This window comes from Bradyrhizobium genomosp. III, from assembly GCF_000261705.1.
Taxonomy (GTDB): Bacteria; Pseudomonadota; Alphaproteobacteria; order Rhizobiales; family Xanthobacteraceae; genus Bradyrhizobium; species Bradyrhizobium ottawaense.
On the sequence record NZ_AJQF01000403.1, the window covers coordinates 21130 to 37562 of the forward strand.

A 16433-nucleotide genomic window follows, 5' to 3' on the forward strand; every position below is an offset into this window, starting at 1 on the left:
CGCCCCCTTATTTTCGAAAGGACAGGTAGGTACTACCTTCGACGAACTTCCCGTCAAGATTCTTGGTGCTGAAGGTAACCTCGATACAAAACATTCGGGGAATAGCAGCAGGTAGCGTCAATTCTATGGGCGTTGAAGGCGACGAGGATGCCAGGCTCAGAAGCTCGCGATCAACGGTGCACTTATTGGATAGGTCGGAGCGGCCGACGCTGACAGATACATTTCGGGCCGGCGCTGTAAGCATCATCCGAAGCGCGAGGTCGGACTGTTCGGAGGGACCAGCTGACTGTGGCTGGCGCAGAGCTATGGGGAAAAAGATCGTCTGTCCAGGTTGTGCCGGATCTTGGATCCGACCGACCAGGTCCAGGCTAGTCAGAGAGACACCAAGTGGTTTGGCAACATCGTCGAGCGGCCAAGCAACGGCCTTCGCCTTATCGAGCGCCGCGTCGAGACGATAGAAGTGTTGTGCTGTCCTCTCCAAAATGGTTGCAATGGCGCTCGCGCCTTTGGGTATATCGGCGGTGCGAGTTATCGTCACGGTCTTGACCAAAGTGAGGTCTACCCTTGGTAGGACTTCGAGACGCAATATCGCGACACCGACCGAGCCAGCTTGATCTTCCCGAATAGTCCCCTCGCATCGCTCCTCAGAGCGCCGTCCGTACGAACTCGCGCCATGTGCCGGCGATTGGTTGTCCATCGTAAGCACGGCACCACAGTCCATGGCGGCTTGTGACCGCTGAATGGACGAAAAGCTAATAACCGCGACCGGCAAGATGGTCATTAAGCGTGAGCCACTGATACAGGTGGTCATAGATTCTCGCAATTCCGTCGCTGAATGCGGAAGTCGCGTGCTTCGCTGAACTGGGTTTCTTTTAGCTTACTGCAGTAGTCCGTAGCCAGTTCTATCACCACGCGTCTGGCCTGCTGTTGTTGGACGTCTGTCAGCTTATAAAAGATAAGGTCACTGAAGATACGCTCCTTGCCGTTGCGGTACCCGAGCGGGCTACCTCCTCGCTTGGCTAGCAGCCGTGCAATTTGGAAGTTGCCGCCAAAAATCGCTGCTTCAAAAGGCGTTGGTCCATACAACCCGCCCTGATAGTCGCGAAGGTCCACGGGCACACCCATCGCTAGCAATCGCTCGACCAGTTCTGAATTTCCCACAAAAGCCGCGGCATGAAGCGGACTTCCCGTCACGTTATCGCCCACTAACCCTTTGCCAGCGCCGGTGTTCAGGAGTTTTTCAACCATGCTTGACTGCCCTTTGAGGATAGCAGAAACAAGCAGTTGGTCCTCGTCGCCTAGGCCGGCTGGCCTTAACTCGAACAAGGCTGCTGCGACGTCCTCTCTTCCAGCCTTGATCGCTGCATTCACTGGCGTAAGCCCGCCGCAGTTTCCCGTTACGAGCTCGCGGGAGTTTGCCGCTAGGATCATCCTGATCGAAGTCTCATCTCCCTTGCTGAGCGCGGTATTAAAAGGGCACGCGGTACCCATGCCTGCGTCCAGCATGATCTTCAGGGCATCGTAGCGCTGCGCTGCCATTGCCGCGCCAATAGCGGGGCCATAGTGAGCACGCGCGCCGGACTTGATCAAAGTCACGGCCATGTCGATCTGGTTCGCCCAACCGGCAACGGCAAGCGGTGGGTACGGGCTATTCTCATCGTTGAACTTATATGATCGATCGAGATTGATGCGCTTGGCCACGACCGCCTTAAATTTCTCTCGGTCGCCGCCATTGATGGCCCGTCCCAACCGCTCGCCGAACTTGAGTTCCTCGGCGTCAGTATAAATGTTCCACGGCACCCCGGCTTTTTCTGCAATTCTCCGAATCTCATCAAGCCTAAGCGCAAGCGCAAGCGATTCATCGCGCTCTCCCAGAATGTTCAATCCAACGACGTGTCCTTGCTCGTTGAAGACGACCGCGCCAGAGGTCCCGACTTGCGTCGCAAGCCTTTCAACCAGGATTCCACATGCTTTGGTTGTATAAGCGGTGTCGCAGACATCAACGACGACACCTAGCTGTTGGGGGATGATCGGCCGCTGTAAATAGCCCAGAAATGTCACAGCCGTACCGTTCGCTAGTTCGGCGGCGTCCGCCATTAACGTGTGCTTCGTTGTCCAGGTTTGAGGCTTAGGTACCGATAGGAAGGCGATGTCCTCGGAGCCACTGGTACCCGCCGCAGGCAAGGCGATCGGGTCTGCCCGGCCAAAGCTGAAAGGCTTCCCGTCGCTCGAATACCCCCCCAATTGGACGACTTCGGCAACCGGTGGAGTAAATACCCGGCAGTGGATTACGTGATCCGGCACCGCCAAGAAAAGCTTGTCGTCGTTTTCGCCAACGATAAACGCAAAGCCCTCCTTCGCGTTGCAACCCTTGAAGCTGGCGTTCACTCGAAGAAAACTGGCTAGCAGGGAGACTGCCGATGCCCTGAATGTGTCAGACGGGCGCTCCTGTGAGGCAGCACCACCTACCGAGGCTGACCAACTGATTGCGAGGACCAGTGCAACAATAACTGCCTCGCGCAACAATTCGCTCAACAGCACAGCCCTTCCCCAAGTCAAATTGGGACATTATTGTTTGTGCGAACTAGGCACTTAAGTCTATGAAATATAGCCGGATTTTTCTAGTTTCTTGCCCTCACTTAGCTGCCACGCGGTTGCGTGATGTTGGAGCGAAGCAAAGGTAGCATGTCTTGCCAGCATCAACCTTATTGCATTTTGGCCCGCCCGTCACGATCCGAAAGCGTGGACCTTTGCCCTCGGAGGATAGGCTAACGATTAGAGTGGTTGGTTCAACTAGTTCGCCGCTCGTTGGTCGTTTGATGGTCGGCGGATGGATCGGCCATTAACGGAACGGAGCCGGAATTTATCTTCAGGCCGTAGCTCAAACAGTGGTTGCTTGTCCGGCAAGATCGAAAAATGCTCTATTTTTCAATGGGAATTTCCTGATACTCTCTCTGCCTCGAACAAAGGTCTTCTGACGGACGTCGGGTGAGCTCGATAGTCATCAGTTCGGGTTGCACCAGCAATCCAATCCCCACGAACTCCATTCTTCTATCGACGCAGCGGCAGTACCGAATCGAAGTTGCCGCGGTTTCCTTCGATCTTCCTCTCTCGCTTGGCGATCTTCTCAACGGCGTCTGCGAGATAATCGGGGTGATGATGGCCGTAGGTGTTGAGCAGAACGTCAAGCGACATGCCTAGGTAGCCCGCTGCCTGCCACGGATCGGCGCCACGCTGCATCAACCAAGTCGCTGCTGTATGCCGAAGCGTATGGGGCGAAATACCCACGCCAAGGCCGGCCAGTCGCACGGCGGTTTTGAAGGCCGTCTTCACTGAGATGACGGGTTTTCCATTGAATTCCACGAAGTGTTTCGCGTGATGATCGATCCGGTGCCAACGCCTGAGATGCGCAAGCAGGCGCGGCGGGATCGGCACTGGCGGTTGCCGCTTGTTGGTCTTTGCGTCGCCCTGGCGGCGCCGATAGTATATACCGCGCTCCAGGTCGACAAACGCGCGGCCGACTGCCGGAATCGGCGAAGCGGCGGCGATAGCGCCGGCTCGCGACCCGCTGTAAACACCAATCAAAATGAACCGTGCCAGGTGCCGTAAGGGCCGCTTTCCGGTCGCGACTTTCTGGCCTTTCAGTGGCCCCCGCGACATCTTCTGCAGCTCGCGGTATCTCCAGCACGTCCAGATCAGCTTTGCGGCATCGGATCTCGTGAGCCACTTATCGCGGGGCTCGCCCTTTGCTGGCAACGTGATCTTGACGATCCCTCGATGATAACCTTCCGCCGCATGATGATTGATAGCTGCGCGTAGGTCTTCAAGATCGCGCCTTGAGCCGCCCTTGTTGCCGCGCTCCTTAGCGTATTGACGGCACTGCTCACCGTCGACCCCGGCTAGCATTTTTGCGCCCCACCAATCGTTCAGGCGCCCAATCCGCCTTGAACTTGCGGATGCCGGGAATCGTCTCTTCATCATCTTCAGCGACCTTGAAGCGATCGCGGAGCTTGGCGAGCTCTGCATCGAGGTAGATCGAGAGCACATCCCCGATCGGGATTGATTCAATGTCTTGGGCCTTGCGCTTGGGGGCGTATTTCGAGGCAATATAATCCTTTAACGCTTGCTCGGCGGCCGTAATTTCATCTGACGCGCAGCCTGTGCTGATATCCAGGCCGTTGTCTCGGATGATCCACGTTGCCCGGTGGGTAATCTTGCCGGCTTTGTCTCGTCGAGCGGCCTTGAGATGGAGCCTGGCACCCTTGCTTCGACGCGGCATAATTCCCTCATTCTCTCTATATAAAAGAGTGTTGTGTAGTCCTTGCCCGCAATGCGCTCGATGATGAGTCGTCCGCGGGCGCTCTCTCTGCGCAGTCCGGAAGCGGTCATCGAACCATCGGGGAATGCCACGGCCGCTGCTACAGCAAGACGGAGTGGATCGTGCAGACCAACGCCCTTCGGGCGCTTTGTTATCTCGATCATGTTAGCCGAATCGCGATCTGCGAGGGACTAACGGTGATCGAGCTTTATGCGGGCGGCATCGACGCGATTCTATTCGTCGGAGGAGTGCGCTTGCCGAGAAGCAAGGGGCAGATGTGGGGATTCGAAATGTGTGGCAACGCTGAGTAACGGCAACGTTCTGCTCAACGCTGCTGCTATTGCGAATCCTTCCGTTGGTGCTATCCGCCTCGAGATCGCCAGTGCCCATTGGCACATACAATCAACGCGCGGGCGATAGCTCAATTGCGACGAGCTGCTGTTTGAGCCGATATGGGCCGGCGCGGAGAAGGCTTGGTGGCGGCCGCGCCAACGTCGTCCTAGGTGCGGGTATCGATCACTTTCGTGATATGCCTCATTTAACTTTCAGTCCAACTGGTCTGTGGTTGCTTCGCTCGCTTGCTCGGTGAACGCACGCAATTTGGACGAAGCGTAATCATAGGCTTCGGGTTGCCGAGCTCCTTGCCAAGGGCTTTCCGGTCGCCGCCGGAGAGCGGCGTCGGGTGATGCTTCGGAGCCATCCGGGGCCGACGCAGGGGGGATCGGTCAAACCGGCCCGAAGGCCGGCCAGCAACCGTCCTCCTCGTGGCGGCCGGTTCGGTTCTGGCATGTGTTGTCCAGCAAACGGTGCCCGACCTCCTTCCAGCTCGCCTGTTGCCCGTAGAGACGGGCGGCATCCGCTTTCTGGATCTCAACAATGCGCTCGCACCTGCGGCAGGAAACCCGCAGGACATGCTGCGGCATCTCACAGAGGCGCTGGCCGGGGCTCGAACGTCCCGAAACCGCGGCCTGGTCATCGGCATCATCGAGGAGGGCATGCCAGTACTCGTCCGGCATGTCGTCCTTGGGACCGAGCGAACGCTCCCTCGCGGCTTTCTTTCCCATTGAGGCGGCTAGCTTTTCCATTTGCTTCGGGGTGGGCATTCGCCAACTCGCAGGCCGATCGTTCATCCCGGAATTAGAACATAAAGAGAACAAAAGTCGAGTCCGACGAAGGGAGGCTGGCCGAATTATTTGCCCCTGACATTGTCGGAACCAGCCGCTTTCGATCGTCTTGAGTCCGAGCCGTCCAACATGGAGTTCTGCGTACACGGCCCCCGTGCCAATTGGAAAGGCTTCCTGCGTCTGTCCCTCGTGACTTGTCCGGTGGCGCTGTACCCAGCGACTTCTGAGTCCGAGAAGATCTCCTTCAATCAGCTCAACCGCCAGACAGGCCACCGCATCAAGTACATCAAGGTGGACCAGGACACGGGCGACGAGGTGCCTAACGAGGACATCGTCAAGGGCTATGAACTGGAGAAGGGCCAGTTCATTGAAGTGACGAAGGAGGAGCTCGAAGAGATCGCGTTGGAATCGACCCGCACGATCGAAATCGATGAGTTCGTCGACAAGTCACAAATCGACCCGCGCTACCTGATCCGACCCTACTACCTTCGTCCGGACGGCAAGGTCGGCCACGACGCCTTCGCGGTGATCCGCGAGACCATCCGTGAAATGAACAAGGTCGCCATCGGCCGCGTCGTGCTGACCAATCGCGAGCACATCATTGCACTGGAGCCGATGGACAAAGGGCTCGTGGGAACGTTGCTGCGTTACCCCTACGAGGTCCGCAGCGAGCAGGAGTACTTTGACGAAATCCAGGATGTCAAAGTTACCAAAGATATGCTCGACCTCGCCAGGCACATTGTGAACCAGAAGGCAGGCACGTTCGATCCCGAAAAGTTCGAGGATCACTACGAAAGCGCACTGGTCGAATTGATCAACCAGAAGCGGGCCGGAAAGTTGATCCGCCCTAAAGAGCGGCCAAAGGGTGAGAACGTCGTTGATCTGATGGAGGCGCTACGGCAGAGCGTCGGGAGAGAGAAGGCGACGGAGCCTGCAAATGCTCCGAAGAAGTCGGCCAAGAAGCCGCGCAAGGCCGCAAGCGGTCAGAAGGAGATGTTGATGCCTATCGCCGGCAAGAAGCAGGCAAAGGAGGCAGGTGCAAAAAAGCAGCCGGCAAGGTCGCAGCGTCGGTCTGCCTGGCTCGGCCCTAACGTTTGTTGAGTTTCCGAACGACCTCGGCGGGGTCAAAGCCAATGGCTCGCCCCAACTCGATCAGCTCAACGACGTCTATTCGACGTTGCCCAGATTCAAGGTGGGTTACCCAGGATTGGTAGACCCCTAGTTTGTTGGCGAGATCAACCTGACGGAGTCCCGCGCCCTTTCTTAGCTCGACCAACATGGCGGCAAGCTTCTTTTGAATGGGCGAGGTAACCGTCTTGGGCATCTGGCCTCCGGAAGGGGGCCAGACACATAGAACGACTTTTCAGATACCGATAAATTAGGTATTAGCGGAGGGAAGCTTACGTTGACGGAGTTAAGTTATTGGCTCTTGCTGCTCGACAAGCAGTTGAACCCTTTGCCGAACGCGTATGTCTCGGAAATGCGGGAACGGCGGATGATCTTTATCGGTTTGGATACAGAATCAGTGAGACCGGGGCCATTGTCGCGGCGATCGAAATTCCCGCTGAGCTCTTAGAAGAAGCAATTTCATCCAACATGGCGTTGTCGTGCAGGCTTACCCCGGACGGCGATCTGATTCCTGAGTTCTCGTTTGAACGCGGTAGGACTTCTTCGAATGGAGCTCTCATATTGCCGATTGATCAACTCATCCGCGCGACTTTAACCCCGCAAAATCTTCACATGGACGAAGCAACGATCGTGAGCTTGACGACCATGCTTCAAAGACTGGAAGCATCGGTCAACGTCGTAAGAGATGCTCTGGCTCGTTGTACTGATAGAGCGAAAGATCAAAGTTTCGAAAATTGAGTTTCGAAGCACGGCTGAAAAAGAACTGGCCAGGACAGCGTAGTCTCGCGGCTGCTGACGCGCTTTCGTCGGAACGATTGGCCGTACGTACTGGCGCTAGTCAAAGAACGCGCCCCGCTGGACTTGCGGCGATACGTCAACCAGTGGGTGCAAGGGTCATCTCTTGATCGACGCTACGTTCTTGAAGCCGAGCGCCGGCTCCTGTCGTTTCGTATGGCCCATGGCGGCGAACGGACATCCTCGAACAAGCGAAGCAGGTCCTTGTGACCATCGCTTCGGCTATCTGGGTCAGCGCGCGGTCTTGTCGCTCCTCTTCGATCGATAGGCCTCAGCGGCCTCTTCCTTCGACTTTAATGGCTTGGCGTCACGATCGGCGCCACGCCGGTACCACGTATTGAACGATTCTTCATAGACCCGCCCGTGCGCCTGATCGACCGCCGTCGTTTCGAGCGATGCGATCAGTCCTGCGGCCTCGAGTTCGAATCTGGTCTTGTGGTCTTGCTCGGGATTGCTCCTAAGAATGTCGACCCATGACCTGATTTGCGCATTTGCGAAGGATGCGTCCGGGTCATGCGCGAACTCGTTTCGAATCTTTCGGATCGTGTGAAGTGCTGTGCATTCGTCTTCGTTGATCAGATGCAACGCGCGGCAGAGATTGATCTTGCCCGAGAACGTGCCGAGCGGTGGCGAGCTGCCCGCGAAGAGCTCTGTTCGCGCCTTTCCTGGTGCAAGATACGCACAAAGCACAAGTTCCAGCGCGCGGTCCAGCTCAGCTCCGACCAGAACCGCCATGCCACGTTCACTCTCGACGCCGAGCGTCCGTATCAGCTCGTAGTTGCGCTTCCATTCCGGGTCACTATTGATCAGTTCTTGATAGGCATTGGACATGCTCGTCGCCAGGATTGGGTTAGAGGGAGTCCCTGCGCAGGGCGCGATGCTGCAGAATGCCTCACACGCGTCTCAAGGTTTGGGCTCCGGCCGTTTCGCACGCATGTTCTGCGTCAAATATTCGAGTGCGATATTGCCGTCCCAGCCCCGTCGACCGAGGCCTTCAGGCGTCACTTCCGGGACCGGCCACATCACACCTGTAAAGAAATTCTCGATCCCGGCCGCGCCAAGGCGATCGCGGTAGGCGAGGTGCTCGGCATCTGTCTTATCGAACCGCGCGAATGCCGAACACGCGCCCGCGCAAATTTGCAACTGCTTCTCCTGCGCGGAATCGCCAAAGCGCGTTTGCGTGACGTTCATCGGAAACCGCGCCACCGTGCCGGGGTTCTCGAACTTGGCCGGCGGCATAGTTTCCGCCGAATAGGCGTCCCATATCCATTTTTGCTTGGACATGTTGGAGGATTGGTCGTGCACGACGCTCCACGGACCACTGTGCCGTTCGGTCCACATATGACCGAGCTGCACGAGGCCGGTCAGCGCGATATCGAGCGCGCGCTCGGGCATACGGCGTACGTGATCGTAGCCGAGGAGCATGAACGACACGGACAGATACCTTAAAAGCTCTTCTCGGGTGGGATCGCCTGTTGCGTGCCGGCGCGCCTTCTCGATCAGGAGCTGGCACTCCGTATATCGTTCCAGGGTTCGCGTACGGAGCATGCGCTGGAAATGTTCAAGGACCTTTCGCCTGAAACCTTTCGACCAGTAGGATTCCAGACAGAAATACAGCATGTTCGCCATACCATGATTTGCGCCGTCCTTATACAAGTTCAAGCCTGCCTCGTAAGCAAGGGGCTCCATCCACCAATCGACGATCAACGTCATCATGGCGAATTCCTTGTGGGCGATCCACGCCCCGGCGCGCAGAGGATCCTGCGCAAGTATCCCGATGAACTCGACGATCCTGTCTTGGTGACGGCCGCCGCGCGCGAGGCGGCTATATTTGAGTTCGGTGCTGCCCAGACCGCCAAAGGTCGAAGCGATGAGTCGATCCGCCTCGTCTTCGCTGAGGTCGTTGGTCGCCTGCAAGAAGATCGGCTGGTCTGCCGCCAGGAGGTCCTCGCCGGTAAAGCCTGTCTCGTCGACGTAATAGGTTCTCATAACCGATCGCTTGCAGTGCCATCTTTCTATCACGGGCCGTGCGGAGGATTTGCCTTGACCGCAAGAGTTTGCGACGGCGCCGCCGCTTAGCTCGGCTTAGGTCCCTCTTATAGGTCGCCATCATCACCGCATCGATCCCAGCCTCCGATTTGTTGCGCTCGGCGAAGTTCTCGTGGTCGTACGTGTAGCTACGGACCGAGATGATCTCAGGGCCCCTGACGGCCCGCGATGTCCAATGCAGCACAGCCGCATCGTCGCCATACCCCGCTTCATGAACCATCGTGGAAATGCATGAAAAATCAAGCCTCACGCCCGCGACTTGTATGGCATCGATATAGAGCGCCTCCATGTTTTCCGGAAGCGCAACCTTGGGCCAGCTTGCCCTGAACCGAAGCGGCTGGATGCTGTTCACGCCCGAGCCTCAGATTATCGCCGGGATTTTAACTGTGTTTATTAGGGGCGCGTGCGAAGAGCCGGCGCGAAGACGGGGCAGTATGTCCGCCTAATGGTTTATTTCAGACGTCGGGCGCTTTGGCGTCCAGCAGCTTCAATGGCCTCGCGCGTGTACTGAGGGCCTTTCTTGCGCGTGTATTGGCGCGCAGCAGGGCAGTGACCGTCAGCTTGCCGTTGATGTCCAGGAGTTGAGCTCGTCCCGCCCGTCTTGCCCTGCCGGATCTACCGTATTGCTCAACACCTGCGGCCACCGCCACGACAGCACGTCGAGCTCCTTTGCTTCCGCCGGCGTCTGATAAAGGCAGCCCTTCACTAAAGGAGTGTCGGCCGGCCCTGCTCGCGGCGCGGGCGCGCATGCTCCGCTGGTAGGCTGCACGTTAGTGACCGCTCGAACCTGTCGCGGCCGGAAGGCCGCGCCGCGGAAATCGCAGCGCTTGAACTGGAGCAACATGCTGCGCTGCAGGCCGTGGCCGGCAAGGCTGGCGTCGCTTTCATGCAGCGATTGCGCGATCGGGCCGAAATGACATCAGACTCCAAGGCGCGGTGGTCATTCCATCCGAATCTCGCCCTAATTCGATCGTAATCAAACGATCGCCGTTGTAGGTCGGGCTGAGCTCAAGCGTGAGATAGTCGAAAAGCTGTCGATCGTGCACCGCGATAATGATCTGGCGCCCATGCTGCTTGAGGGTACGCAGCAAGGCCGCAAATTGGGCAATATGCACGTCATCCATGCTTTGAACTGGGTCATCCAGAACCAACCAAGGCAAGGCTGGAGAGACCGAGAGATGAAGTCCGAGAAAAAGCGTCAGCGCAGCCGTATTGAGGTTGCCGGCACTCAACATAGCTCGCGGATTTCCACCTTTTCCGCCCGATCGATAATGTGTCTCAAGGACAGCTTCGACGGCTCGACCAGGAATGGACGGCAACGCGAAAGCCGGAACGAACGCCTCGTCCGGCGCAAGCCGAATAAAGAGGTCGCGCCACACAGCATTGAGCTCCTTGTTAAATACGCGCCGCGCCTCGTCTGCTCGTACCGCTTGCGCTTGGGCCAAGAGCCCCTTTGCTACGGCAATTCGGCGCTCCGACTCCTGCCGTAGCGCTGTCGTGCGCCGTTCGTCCTCGAACGCTGTCGCCAGGTCGATTGTGGCGTTATCGAGCTCGCGCTGATTTACTTCCAACTTGTCAAGCAGCCGCAGAGCTCGGTCACCCTGATCGCCCGACTTCGCTTCTTGTGCTGAACGATATTGAACCTGCGTGAGTATCTCATCGACAATCTCTTCTAATGGAACATCTGCAGGAAACGGCTGAAGTGACAACCGTTGCCCATAGGAGACGAGCTCCGCCCTCAACCCCGAGATCGAGGAGATCCGGCTTCTTAAAACGGAAAGTCGCTCCGCCGCCTGCTTTGCTTCCTCCCAGAGGCGCCCGCCGTTGCTTGCAGCATCTGCAAGACTATCGAGCGCATTCATCCACTCCGTCAGATCCGCCAATTCAAGTAAGATCGCATCGCGCCTATCATTGGGCAGGCGGCGAGCGAACAGATCCGCTTCTTGCCGCTGTGTCGCTACGACAGCCGCTGCGGTCGTTGCGCGGTCCCTCACCAACGCCTCGACGCGCCCTGCCACCGCCACCAACCGAGCAACTTCCTCGGATACATGAGAAGCTAGTTGTTCTTCGGAGATTTCAGCAAAATTACGAGAGCAGACGGGACATATCTCGTTCTCAATATGAGAGGAAATCGTCGCGAGCGCTTCCGCGAGCGCACGATTTGCACCTCCAGCATCTGCAAGCTGCTCATCGATGAGCTTCAGGCGCCCTTGCCCCTGTTGCACCGACACCTGCGCGCCCGACAACGAGCGAATGATCTCATCGTCGTTAGTCAAAGCCGTTTGAGCGCGACTTAGAGCAGAGCTGACAATTGCCAACGCTTTGGCGTGCGCCGTTGCTGGGCTGACGTCCACAGACACAACATCGGTGAACTTCTTCTGTATGCTTCGCAGCAGCACCTCGAGTTGTTGACCAGCGACGCTGCGCCAACGCGCAAATGCGTCTCGCGTAGCACTGCTCACCTGCTCTGCCGCAATCCGCTCTCCCTCCTCTTCCGACGTGCTGGCCTCAAGTAGCTGAGCCTTCGCCGCCGCAAGGTCTCGTCGAATTCGCGCCAAATCGGCGAGCTTCGTCTCACGCTCCTCGATATCGCTCTTGACGACGGCTCGTAACGCTTCGATGTCAATTGGACCGTCAGCAACAAACTGAGGCCCAAGCAATTCACGGAGATCATTCTCGGTCTTGATCATCTCGTCGCGGCAAGCTTGTTCGATCTCTGTCGCCTCGTCGACGCCCCGCTCCAGCATTGGAGCATCGGCTCGAGCCGCCCAAAAATGCGGCGCGCTTTCCCTGAAACGCCGCACGTCACCAGCGGCATGCAACCCGTCAATGAGGGAATCCAACGCGTCCAATCCGAGCATTTCCTTGACAAACCGAGTGAGAGGCGATGCCGTGTCTCGGTTGTCTTGGTGTTCGTAGATCTCCAACAGGCGCCCTAGAGTGACCTGCGCGAGATAGCATCTTTCAAGGTAGAATCGCGATTGGTCTCCATCCAAAAGCGCGGATCCGACGATCGCTTGTCCGTTGATCTCCAGAGACGCCTCTGTCTTTGATCCAACGCCTTCAGCCTGGATCGATACGCGTCCCAATCCATTCTTGGCCAGCTTGTGCGGCAAGTATGCCATGTAGTCGCGATCGAGGCGTGCGAGCGATGGCACACTGCCGGTTAATGCCAGTTCGATTGACGAAAGCAGGCTCGTCTTGCCGGTACCGTTCGGCCCATGAATAAGCACTGCCGGCGCATCAAGCGAGACCCCGGCTGGCCCGCGGATGCTGCGAAAATCCTCGACCTTTAGAAATTTCAAGCGCGGCGCCACCTATGGCTCCTTTTCAGACAAGAGATCTTCGAGGAAGGGAGCGTCGATCGCGTCTGCCAAATGCGACGCCACCCTCAGCACGCCCGCAGACGCAATTTCGACGAGCTCGAGCGCAAGCGGATCGTCAAAGCCTTCTAGAAGTTTCGCGCGGATCGCGATTGCCCTATCTTCGCTCGCCTTTGGCAAGGTCAACGGCAGCAGTACAGCCAGCCAATTGAACAAGTCCTGTTCGCCGGCTGTCTCTCCCACCGCTAGCACGCGCGCATGGCGAGCCAGTGCGGACAGCGTCGACGATTCCGGCCGCGGCCCAACGACAATAAGCGTCAACGGCCGACGCGAGCCCATCATATCGAGGGCGCGGCCAGCTCCCTCGACGACCTGCTGCAATCGCGCGGGTGTTTGGGCGAGTGAATCTCCGACCACGATAAGATCCGGGATCGGCGGTTCACCCACGAAGGCCGCAGCCGCGTCTATCTCAATTCCACCAATTTTCAAGGGCGTAGGGACGCGCTTGAAGTGCGCCGCTTCAAGCACGCTTGCGACGCGCTCGACGGGAATCGTCGTAGTCATACAGCGATCTCCGCTCGAAGATTCTTCAAAATCTCGTCAAGACTGTTGGAAGCGCCAGACAATCTGGACAAGCTGATCTCCCGCCGCCTCCTTCGCAAAGTCCGACCAGGTGGTGAGGTCGGGTGTCGGGCAGCACGCGCAGGCGCCTCATGGCTATGCAAGATAATAGTATCACTATCCTCTGCCGCGTATCCACCGGCAATCAGTCGGCTCGCCGATTGATTGTTTGCTGCGAAGAAGACTTCTGCAGAGCGCACCGCGCCGGCGAGCCGCAGCGCCCCACCCCCGGGATCGCTCAGGCCGCTCACCCTGCATTCCCAGAATCCCTCCGTCGCTGCGAGTGCCACGAGGGCAATCCCCAGTGCAAGCTCTTGAATCCCCGAACTGGAAAATCCGGGCTCGTGTAGCGATTTCGGGACGCTCGACATCGAGAGCGGACTATACAGCCCAGCGGCCGCATTGATTCGCCGGCCATCCCGAAAAAAGTTCATAGCGCGTCCCGCGAGCGAGAGCGCAGTCACCATGAACTGCTCGTACTGGTCCGGCAAGGCAGTTGCCGCAACCCCATTACGCAAGGTTCTCAACGCCGATCGCAACCGAGACTTCTCCGCGGCCGTCAACCCGGATGCTGATCCTTCAAGGAATGTTTCGAGCTTCGAGCAGACGACATGTAGCCAGAGGGCTGGCAGCAATGATCGACTGTAGGCCCGGAGCAAGGCCGACTTTTCGATTTCCTCGGACTTCGCAACATAGTCTGTCTTATAGAAATTCTGCAGAAGACTGAGCTGATCAGCCCCGACGGAATTTTCTGAAAGAACAACCGCGGGAGGATGAGTTGGGAACGATGCCGGCAGACTCTGCTGCGCGACGACAAAGATGTTTTGAATATTCGTGTCCTGCGCGGACAGCCCCAGCATCAATGTTGATTTTGAAATCGCAAGATCCAGGAGTTTGCCGGCTATGACCTTGTTTTCTGCCTTGTCAGCCCAGCCGTGGATCTGCGAGGCGCGACCAACGATGCGCTCTCGGTATCGCGCCTCGTCCTCGCCTCCGAGGACGGCGCAGCCATGAAATTTGTAGAACCTGGCCCTTGCGCTACTGTCCCTGACGTCCTCGGGTAAAATCCGGACCTGAAGCAACCCCACCGGAGAGCCTGCGATTGCGACAATTGCTTTTTCGATGAGCGCGTCCCAATTGGCGCTAGCAACATCAGATGCGACGCCCTCTGCAATTAAGGCTGCCAAACCGAAATGTTCCGGGCCAGGCGTAATTGAAGGGTCGCCGTAGCGTTCAACGACCTTTACCGCGTCCCAGACAAGATAGTCTGGCAATTCTCCCTGCGGATGCTGGTCTAGCATTCGCGAATAAGCGCCGGTCAAATTCTTCTTGATCCGGCCGAAGATCTTCCAGTCTGTTGCCGACTTGGCGTAGTCAATCTCCTTCCAATCCTCGGGCGAAAGGATCAAGTTAAGAATGCGGTCTAGGCTCCGGCGAAACTTGCAGGCGGCGTTCGTAGAATCAATCCGAATGCGCAAATGCTCGAGCACTTCACCAGCGACGCCCTCAAGACCGGGAAGCTTTCCAAGCGAGACGCCCGCACCGAGCCAAATCGCGTATTGATCATGCGCGATCCCGGCCGCAAACTCAGCGAAATCACCATCCAACAGAGCAAGGGTTTCGACGATCGTTATATCCAGGGCCGTCGGCACGGTCAGATATCCATGTCTCGTGGTCGAGCAAACGCGCATTCCATCATCACCGCTAGATCTCTCCCTCCCGTGCCTGCTTCGTTCATTCGACTACCGCATCAGCTTGGCAACTTACCTCCTTGTTAGCAAACCTTTTTGTCCTTTGAAACTGATCCGGAATTGGCTCCTTGTAACGGCCGACGATTCATCGAGACCTTCGAACCAAACCAGCCAGTGCCCGAGCAGCGCGGACGATAAAAGCGGATCGATCTGAGAACATTTACTCCGCCGAACAATCGTCAATATCTTCCAAAATTGTGCTGCTATTCAGAGAAGCGTCAGACGTCGACGCATTCGTTAATGTTCGGAAGCGACGATTGCCTGGTTCGAGACTCTGAACGCGAGCTTCCATGTTGAAAAGTGATTCGGTCAGGTCGGTATCTAGATTGTCATCAGCACTGCAGAGGCAGGGCCTGAACCGCCTTCGTATTTCACGCAGTCGTAATGAAAACTTGGTCAAATTTGGTCGGGGGACGATCGTAGGTGACTCGCCCGCCGCCCGGCACTGCGTCTCTTTGGCCGTCGCAGCGGTCCTGACTGATGAGGTTCAAGCACAAATTCGATGCGGGTCTATAGGTATGTCTTTCGGTACGGGAAAATGGGCGTTGAATTTCTGAGGTTCATACGTTTCTTGATCAGCTTCTCCGTCGGAGCACCATCCAACCGATGAGTGAACGACGAATACATCCAAGATCAACCAAGTCGGTCCGGCGCCATCAGGTGGATTGCAGTGTGCGAACCCGCGTGCGAACGAAAAGTGCACGTATCTGGTGCGGTTTCTGGTGCGGTCGTCGCGCTGAGGGCAGCGGAGAGCAAGCAAATTATTGATATTCTTGGTGGGCCCGGCAGGACTCGAACCTGCAACCAGACCGTGATGAGCGGCCGGCTCTAACCATTGAGCTACAGGCCCCGCCGCTGAAAGGCGACCGCGCGGCGGCGCCGGGATCGTCTACAGGTTGGCCGGCATTCCGGCAATCCCATATCGCTTCAAGCGAAATAGGGACTAGCTCGCAGTCGGCATTCAGCTTTGCAGGTCAAAGCTCGCGAGCCGCCGACCGGTCGAGGATCCTGATCCCGCGTTGCGTATTGTCGCCGTCGGACGCAGAATTCCTGAATCGAAAGCCCGAAAACAAAGAACTTCGACTTTGGCTCTACCGCGGCGAGCCGAAACAGTAGCGCGCGCTCAATCGGTCAGGGAACAGGCGCTCGTAGGCGGCAACACACGAGGTGCAACCCTGCGATGGCGCTTGAATTCGGCGTCCGGGAGCTCGTTTTTGTAGCGCATTCGTGTCCACGCGACTCTGAGTTGGTCGCTGCGTCGGTCCGTCGATGTGATGCAAACCAGATAGATGGGGCTTCTCAGTCACGGAGTTTATCGTTCCGC

14 protein-coding genes and 1 tRNA gene are annotated in these 16433 nt (G+C 57.4%); 3 read left to right on the top strand and 12 right to left on the bottom strand.

Annotated features, from left to right (window positions below):
• Positions 1 to 7: 7 nt before the first annotated feature.
• The 4 genes from IC66_RS0132625 to IC66_RS48535 form a co-directional block, all read right to left on the bottom strand.
• The gene (locus IC66_RS0132625; RefSeq protein WP_014498104.1) at positions 8 to 811 is read right to left on the bottom strand and encodes a hypothetical protein; all 804 of its coding nucleotides are present in this window, start codon (positions 809 to 811) and stop codon (positions 8 to 10) included.
• The gene (locus IC66_RS0132630; protein WP_011084399.1) at positions 808 to 2541 is read right to left on the bottom strand and encodes an ankyrin repeat domain-containing protein; all 1734 of its coding nucleotides are present in this window, start codon (positions 2539 to 2541) and stop codon (positions 808 to 810) included. The genes IC66_RS0132625 and IC66_RS0132630 overlap by 4 nt, the downstream gene beginning before the upstream one ends.
• Positions 2542 to 3051: 510 nt before the next feature.
• Positions 3052 to 3906, bottom strand: coding sequence for a site-specific integrase (locus tag IC66_RS0132635; RefSeq protein WP_011084400.1), 855 nt, complete (start codon positions 3904 to 3906; stop codon positions 3052 to 3054).
• Entirely contained in the window at positions 3884 to 4279 is a 396-nt protein-coding gene (locus IC66_RS48535; RefSeq protein WP_011084401.1) for a hypothetical protein, read from the bottom strand. The genes IC66_RS0132635 and IC66_RS48535 overlap by 23 nt, the downstream gene beginning before the upstream one ends.
• 161 nt (positions 4280 to 4440) lie before the next feature.
• Here IC66_RS48535 and IC66_RS47250 point away from each other — a divergent pair, with 161 nt between their 5' ends.
• Entirely contained in the window at positions 4441 to 4629 is a 189-nt protein-coding gene (locus IC66_RS47250) for a hypothetical protein (protein ID WP_028170338.1), read from the top strand.
• A gap of 414 nt (positions 4630 to 5043) precedes the next feature.
• Here the strand turns inward: IC66_RS47250 and IC66_RS0132650 are convergent, their stop codons facing one another.
• On the bottom strand, positions 5044 to 5448 hold the full coding sequence (locus tag IC66_RS0132650) for a hypothetical protein (protein ID WP_161170732.1): 405 nt from the start codon (positions 5446 to 5448) through the stop codon (positions 5044 to 5046).
• Positions 5449 to 5571: 123 nt separating this feature from the next.
• Between IC66_RS0132650 and ku the strand changes: the two genes are divergently transcribed.
• Positions 5572 to 6543, top strand: a complete 972-nt coding sequence (ku, locus tag IC66_RS0132655; RefSeq protein ID WP_038950473.1) for a non-homologous end joining protein Ku — start codon at positions 5572 to 5574, stop codon at positions 6541 to 6543.
• On the opposite strand, the gene IC66_RS0132660 is transcribed toward ku, so the two are convergent.
• Positions 6530 to 6766: a helix-turn-helix domain-containing protein gene (locus IC66_RS0132660; RefSeq protein ID WP_011084405.1), complete on the bottom strand. Its 237-nt coding sequence runs from the start codon at positions 6764 to 6766 to the stop codon at positions 6530 to 6532. The genes ku and IC66_RS0132660 overlap by 14 nt on opposite strands.
• Positions 6767 to 6864: 98 nt before the next feature.
• On the opposite strand from IC66_RS0132660, the gene IC66_RS47255 reads away from it, so the two are divergent.
• On the top strand, positions 6865 to 7308 hold the full coding sequence (locus IC66_RS47255) for a hypothetical protein (RefSeq protein ID WP_014498101.1): 444 nt from the start codon (positions 6865 to 6867) through the stop codon (positions 7306 to 7308).
• Between the two features lie 288 nt (positions 7309 to 7596).
• Here IC66_RS47255 and IC66_RS0132665 read toward each other — a convergent pair whose 3' ends face one another.
• The 6 genes from IC66_RS0132665 to IC66_RS0132690 all read right to left on the bottom strand — a co-directional run bounded on the left by IC66_RS0132665 (position 7597) and on the right by IC66_RS0132690 (position 15959).
• Positions 7597 to 8196 carry a hypothetical protein gene (locus IC66_RS0132665; RefSeq protein WP_011084407.1) on the bottom strand — a complete coding sequence of 200 codons (600 nt, stop codon included), beginning with the start codon at positions 8194 to 8196 and terminating at the stop codon, positions 7597 to 7599.
• Positions 8197 to 8268: 72 nt separating this feature from the next.
• On the bottom strand, positions 8269 to 9354 hold the full coding sequence (locus IC66_RS0132670) for a hypothetical protein (protein ID WP_038950474.1): 1086 nt from the start codon (positions 9352 to 9354) through the stop codon (positions 8269 to 8271).
• Positions 9355 to 10298: 944 nt separating this feature from the next.
• Complete coding sequence (locus IC66_RS0132675) at positions 10299 to 12719, bottom strand: AAA family ATPase (protein ID WP_202557266.1); 2421 nt, start codon at positions 12717 to 12719, stop codon at positions 10299 to 10301.
• Between the two features lie 12 nt (positions 12720 to 12731).
• On the bottom strand, positions 12732 to 13301 hold the full coding sequence (locus IC66_RS0132680) for a hypothetical protein (protein WP_011084410.1): 570 nt from the start codon (positions 13299 to 13301) through the stop codon (positions 12732 to 12734).
• Entirely contained in the window at positions 13298 to 15010 is a 1713-nt protein-coding gene (locus IC66_RS0132685) for an SIR2 family protein (RefSeq protein ID WP_014498099.1), read from the bottom strand. Before IC66_RS0132685 ends, IC66_RS0132680 begins: the two co-directional genes overlap by 4 nt.
• An 873-nt stretch (positions 15011 to 15883) precedes the next feature.
• Positions 15884 to 15959, bottom strand: a tRNA-Ile gene (locus tag IC66_RS0132690).
• Positions 15960 to 16433: the final 474 nt, after the last annotated feature.

Excerpts from the sequence above, each read along its gene's own strand:
- IC66_RS0132625 (WP_014498104.1), bottom strand. The coding sequence starts at position 811 with ATGACCACCTGTATCAGTGGCTCACGCTTAATGACCATCTTGCCGGTC.
- IC66_RS0132635 (WP_011084400.1), bottom strand. The coding sequence starts at position 3,906 with ATGCTAGCCGGGGTCGACGGTGAGCAGTGCCGTCAATACGCTAAGGAG.
- IC66_RS48535 (WP_011084401.1), bottom strand. The coding sequence starts at position 4,279 with ATGCCGCGTCGAAGCAAGGGTGCCAGGCTCCATCTCAAGGCCGCTCGA.
- IC66_RS0132650 (WP_161170732.1), bottom strand. The coding sequence starts at position 5,448 with ATGAACGATCGGCCTGCGAGTTGGCGAATGCCCACCCCGAAGCAAATG.
- ku (WP_038950473.1), top strand. The coding sequence starts at position 5,572 with ATGGAGTTCTGCGTACACGGCCCCCGTGCCAATTGGAAAGGCTTCCTG.
- IC66_RS0132660 (WP_011084405.1), bottom strand. The coding sequence starts at position 6,766 with ATGCCCAAGACGGTTACCTCGCCCATTCAAAAGAAGCTTGCCGCCATG.
- IC66_RS0132665 (WP_011084407.1), bottom strand. The coding sequence starts at position 8,196 with ATGTCCAATGCCTATCAAGAACTGATCAATAGTGACCCGGAATGGAAG.
- IC66_RS0132670 (WP_038950474.1), bottom strand. The coding sequence starts at position 9,354 with ATGAGAACCTATTACGTCGACGAGACAGGCTTTACCGGCGAGGACCTC.
- IC66_RS0132680 (WP_011084410.1), bottom strand. The coding sequence starts at position 13,301 with ATGACTACGACGATTCCCGTCGAGCGCGTCGCAAGCGTGCTTGAAGCG.